Below are 4,272 nucleotides of genomic sequence, written 5' to 3'. Positions count from 1 at the left end.
GTCTTCGGCAGTCGACTCAAGCTCCTGCAGAAGCTCGAGCTGGGTGAGTGCGCGTGCCATGTCGGGTCCTCTTGATCGGGGGCTTTCGTTTCCAGGCTACGGCAACAGTGGGGCGCTCCCAAGTCTGTCGGCATGGTGGCGAGGGTGTTCTTACGTTTGCGTAGGTTTGCGCCGCGGCGCAAAGTCTCGTCCGTAGCTGTCCAGCCACGCCTGCGCGGGTGCGTCCACGGTGCCGCACGCGGCGGCGCGCTGGCACCAGTCGTAGGTCATTGCGCCGAATTCCATCGGGTTATACACGTCTTCGGCGGCGCTCCACAGGCCATCGCCGGCGTAGGTGAGGATCGAGATATTCGTGACGGTCAGCACCGACCCGTCGCCGGGGTCGCGCATCGGGTTGTCCACCTCGGCAATCACCCGGCCGGTGGCCGCATCGCACACGTGCCAGAGCGCCGGATAAGCGACCATGTGACTACCCGGGAATGCCGTCATGGTTTTGGCGATCCAGGCGCGGATCGCTTCGCGGCCCTCGAATGTGCCGTAGGCGTGCTCGACGTAGTGGGCGTCGACAGTGAATTGGTCGGCCCACAGGTCCCAGTCCTTGGTGCGCGCGACGTCGGCGACCACTTCCTGGAAGCGTAGGTACGCGGTGTCGAGTTCCTCGACGGTGAACTCCGGTGCCATATCTGTGGACCCTACAACACGGCGTCACTGATCTTCGATAGCGTCGCGGGGCCGAGTCGGGTCTAGGCTGAGGTGAACAAGAACGTGTTTCAAGTGGGTATTCAGTGAGGTGGTCGGTGGCATGGAACGGTTAAGTGGGCTGGATGCATCTTTTCTGTATCTGGAGACTCCGTCGCAGGTGATGAGCGTGGCAGCGGTCCTGCAGCTTGACCCGGCGACCGTTCCCGGCGGCTACACCTTCGACAAACTGCGTAGCGAGATGGCCCGCAGGGTCACCGGGCTCCCCGTCTTTCGGCGCAAACTCGCCGACTCGCTGGCCAACCTCGATCATCCGGTATGGGTCGAGGACACCGATTTCCAGATCGAGCGGCACGTCCACCGCATCGCGATCCCGACGCCCGGCCGGCTGCAGGAAGTGGCGCAGATGAGCAGCCACTTGATCGGGCAGGAGCTTGATCGCAAGAAGCCGTTGTGGGACATGTGGGTGATGGAGGGTATGGCCGGCGGCCGGATTGCGCTGCTGCTCCGAATGCACCATGCGAGCGTCGACGGTGCCACGGTGGCCGAGATCCTCGGCCAGTTGGCCACGACGAGCCCCGAGCCGCCCGAACTCGATCCCGAGTTGGTGGCGGTTACCGCCGGTGAGGCCCCGCGGATCGAGATGGCCCTGACCGGCGCGATGAACTTCTTTCTGCAACGTCCGCTGGCCGCGGTCAAATTGATCCCCAAGACGTTGCCGGTCCCGGTGGAGTGGATCAAGCGGGTGCGCTCGGGCGACGGCATGCCCGCTCCATTCCTGGCTCCGCGGACCCGGTTCAATGCGCCGCTCACCCCGCGCCGTTCGCTGGCGCTGACCCAGATGCCGGTCGCCGACGTCAAGCGCATCAAGAATCACTACGGCGTCAAAATGAACGACGTGGTGCTCGCCATGACCGGCGGAGCGCTGCGTGAGTATCTCGCCGATCGCGACGAGCTGCCGTCCGATCCGTTGGTCGGGTTGGTCCCGGTGTCGGTGCGCGGCGCGGACGAATCTGATCTGGTGGTGACCGGAACCAACAAGGTGACCGGTATGTTCACCAGGCTGCCCACCGCGGTCGCGGATCCGGTCGAACGGATCCGGGTGGCGGGGATCTATTCGAGGCAGGCCAAGGCACACCACCAAGAGGTGGACCCGAACATGCTGCGGGCCTTCGCCGAGTTCGCCCCGGGTAACACCCTGGGCGCCCTGATGCGAGTCTATGCTGACCGGCATCTGTCCGGGCTGCACCCGCCGGTGTTCAACACGGTGATCTCCAACGTCGCCGGTCCGGCCTTCGACATGTACGTCCTCGGCGGAAAAGTGGAAGGCGTGTACCCGCTGGCCCCGATCTTCCACGGCCTGGGCCTGAACATCACCGTGTTCTCAGTGGCCGACAAACTCAACGTCGGCCTGTTGACGTGTGCGGACCTGACTCCGGATATCTGGGACCTGTGCGATGCCTTCACTCGGCAGCTCGACGAACTGACGGCGGCCGTCGACGCCGAGGAAGCCGCTGCGCAGGTGGCGCACACCCTCGACGCCGAGGCCGCGAAGACCTACGAGGGTGACGTCGAAGAGATCAAGGTCCTGCACGTCGACGGCAGCAACGCCTGACCGCTAGTCCAGGGCGTTGAGCCAGGCGGTGGCGGGGGCGTCGGAGGGGGAGCGCCAGTCGCCGCGTGGGGAGAGGGAGCCGCCCGAGCCGATTTTGGGTCCGTTGGGCATCGCGGTGCGTTTGAACTGGTTGGCCATGAAGCGTTTGAGGAAGACCTCAAGCCAGTGGCGGATGGTGGCGTCGTCGTATTTCTCGCCCCATGTTTGGCTGGCCAGATAGGCGATCTTGGACGGGCGGTAGCCGAAGCGGGTCAGGTAGTAGAGGAAGAAGTCATGCAACTCGTAGGGGCCGACGGTGTCTTCGGTGCTCTGGATTGCGCCGTCGGCGCTGGCCGGGACCAGTTCGGGGGAGATCACGTCGCCGAGGATCTCGTGTAGCACCTCGACGGTCGCCGGCGTGTAGCTGCCGTCCTCGGCGGCCCACCCGATCTGGTGTTTGATCAGGGTTTTGGGGACCGAGCCGTTGACGTTGTAGTGCGACATTTGGTCGCCGACGCCGTAGGTGCACCAGCCCAGGGCCAGTTCGGACAGGTCGCCGGTGCCCAGCACGATGCCGCCGAGCGCATTGGCCAGCCGGAACAGATGCGAGGTGCGCTCGCCGGCTTGTACGTTTTCGAAGGTGACGTCGTACACCGGCTTGCCGTCGGCGAAGGGGTGGCCGAGGTCTTTGAGCATCTGCTCGCACGAGGGTTTGATGTCGAGCTCGGTGCCGGTGACGCCGAGGCTGGTCATCAGCACGTGGCTGCGCGCGAGAGTTGCGGCGCCGGTGGCGAAGCCCGGCATGGTGTAGGCGCGGATGTTGGTGCGTGGCAGGCCGAGGCGGTCGAACGTTTCCACCGCGACCAGCAGAGCGAGTGTCGAGTCGAGGCCGCCGGAGACGCCGATGACGATGCGCTCGAGGCCAGTGGCGCGCAGCCGCTGTGCCAGGCCCTGGACCTGGATGTGCATCACCTCGCGGCAGCGGCGGTCGCGGTCGGCCGCGCTCGCCGGGACGAATGGGAACTGCGCGACGGTGCGCGCGAGCGCGTCGGTCGCGTCGTCGAGGTCGCCGAGGACGAAGGAGACGCGGCGGAAGTCGCGCACCGCGTCGGCGTAGTCGCCGACCTGATCGCGCAGGCTGATCATCCGGGCGCGTTCCTGGCGCAGGCGGTCCAGGTCGATGTCGGCGGTGATCACCTGTTCTTCCATGGCGAACGGTTCGCTGCGGGCGAGTAGCGTGCCGTTCTCGGCGAGGAGGGCGTCGCCGTCCCAGGCGAGATCGGTGGTCGACTCGCCGAAACCGGAGGCGACGTACACCTGGGCGGCGACGCAGCGCGCGGACTGACCGGTCACCAGGGCCGCGCGGTAGGTTTCTTTGCCGATGGTGACCGGGCTGCCCGACAGGTTCACCAGCACCGTGGCTCCGGCCAGCGAGGCGAGGGTGCTCGGCGGGATAGGCACCCAGCTGTCCTCGCACACTTCGACGTGCACGCGGAAACCGGGCAGGTCGGCGGCCTCGAAAATCAGATCGGTGCCGAACGGGACCTCGCGGCCGCCGAGCACCACGGAGTCGACCACCGCATCGCGGGCCGCGGCAAAATAGCGCTGCTCGTAGAACTCGCGATAGTTCGGCAGATAGCTCTTCGGGGCGACCCCGAGGATCTCGCCGTCGTGGATCAGGACTGCGCAGTTGTACAACCCGTCATCGATCCGCAGCGGTGCGCCGACGGCGACGAGCGGCCGCAGGCCCACGGTGGCCTCGACGATGGCGTGGAGGCCGCTCATCACGGCATCGAGCAGCGCATCCTGCTGCACCAGATCGTCGACGCTGTAGCCGCACAGCCCGAGTTCAGGGAAGGCGACCAGGGCCGCGTCGGCCTCGTGCGCCTGCGCGATCAGACCGATGGTGCGCGTCGCATTGCGGGCGGGATCGGCGAGGGCCACCAGGGGCACCGCGGCGGAGAGACGGGCGAACCCGT

Annotated in this window: 3 protein-coding genes; 1 reads left to right on the top strand and 2 read right to left on the bottom strand. The window is 66.5% G+C overall.

Annotated features, from left to right (window positions below):
* Positions 1-150: 150 nt before the first annotated feature.
* Positions 151-681 carry a nuclear transport factor 2 family protein gene (locus tag WAW85_RS04775; protein WP_422558500.1) on the bottom strand — a complete coding sequence of 177 codons (531 nt, stop codon included), beginning with the start codon at positions 679-681 and terminating at the stop codon, positions 151-153.
* 121 nt (positions 682-802) lie between these two features.
* On the opposite strand from WAW85_RS04775, the gene WAW85_RS04770 reads away from it, so the two are divergent.
* Positions 803-2,314: a WS/DGAT/MGAT family O-acyltransferase gene (locus WAW85_RS04770; RefSeq protein WP_422558499.1), complete on the top strand. Its 1,512-nt coding sequence runs from the start codon at positions 803-805 to the stop codon at positions 2,312-2,314.
* Between the two features lie 3 nt (positions 2,315-2,317).
* Here WAW85_RS04770 and WAW85_RS04765 read toward each other — a convergent pair.
* Positions 2,318-4,272: NAD(+) synthase (locus WAW85_RS04765; protein WP_422558498.1), on the bottom strand; the 1,955-nt coding region annotated here is incomplete at its 5' end.

This window comes from Gordonia sp. (in: high G+C Gram-positive bacteria), from assembly GCF_049299075.1.
Classification (GTDB): domain Bacteria; phylum Actinomycetota; class Actinomycetes; order Mycobacteriales; family Mycobacteriaceae; genus Gordonia.
This window is presented reverse-complemented; position numbering and strand designations above follow the sequence as displayed.